The sequence below is a fragment of the Mesorhizobium sp. M2A.F.Ca.ET.039.01.1.1 genome, assembly GCF_003998035.1.
Taxonomy (GTDB): Bacteria; Pseudomonadota; Alphaproteobacteria; order Rhizobiales; family Rhizobiaceae; genus Mesorhizobium.
Genome location: NZ_RZRY01001331.1, coordinates 1 through 880, shown reverse-complemented (window position 1 = coordinate 880; position 880 = coordinate 1). Strand labels below are relative to the sequence as shown.

The following is an 880-nucleotide window of genomic DNA, read 5'->3' as shown; positions in this document are numbered from 1 at the left end:
CGCGTCGAGGCCACGCCGGTATTCCAGCGCCCGATCTATCTTGCCTATCCGGAAAACCCCGCCTCTTCCGACGCCCTCGACATCGCGCTCACGGGCCTACGTACGCTCGCCAGGAACCTGTCCAACGATCAGGCTTTCGCGGAGAGCGACCGCGCCTTCAGTATGTTAAGGCATGTCTCCTGAAAGTCGGGGCCGGTTTCAGGATAAAGACATGCGTCAAATCAAAAACCTAAAGCGCATGGAGCGATCTGAAAGATCACGACGCGCTTTAGGCGCGGCGGCATTCTGATCACGCCGGCTCCACGGCCTTCGGCTTTTGCAGCCTTGCCAGTTCGTCGTAAGGGATATGGCATCGGATGGTATGCCCGGGCTGGGCCTCGGAAAGCTCCGGCTCTTGCGTCTCGCAGATCGCGCCGATCTTGCGCGGGCAGCGTGTGTGGAAGACGCAGCCCGTCGGCGGGTTGGCCGCGCTCGGGATCTCGCCGTCGAGGCGGATGCGCGAGCTCTCGGTGCGGTCGAGCTTTGGAACCGCCGATAGCAGCGCTTCGGTGTAGGGATGATGCGGCCCGGAGAACACCGCTTCCGAAGGTCCGAACTCCATGATGCGGCCGAGATAGAGCACGGCGATCTTGTCGGAGAGGTAGCGCACCACGCCGAGGTCGTGCGAGATGAAGATGTAGGAGACATCCTGCCTCGACTGCAGGTCGGCAAGAAGATTGAGGATCGCCGCCTGCACCGAGACGTCGAGCGCCGAGGTCGGTTCGTCGCAGACCACGATGCGCGGATCGCCGGCAAAGGCGCGCGCGATCGCCACGCGCTGCTTCAGGCCGCCTGACAGCTGGCGAGGCTTGACCGCCAGATGCCGGTCGGTGAGCCGCAC

Annotated in this window: 1 protein-coding gene and 1 pseudogene; one reads left to right on the top strand and one right to left on the bottom strand. The window is 63.6% G+C overall.

What is annotated here, in order from left to right:
• A pseudogene (locus EOA24_RS39680) lies at positions 1-183 on the top strand (LysR family transcriptional regulator); the annotation flags it as partial.
• Between the two features lie 106 nt (positions 184-289).
• Here EOA24_RS39680 and EOA24_RS39675 read toward each other — a convergent pair.
• A partial coding sequence (locus tag EOA24_RS39675) for an ABC transporter ATP-binding protein (protein WP_133375028.1) occupies positions 290-880 on the bottom strand: 591 nt, incomplete at its 5' end.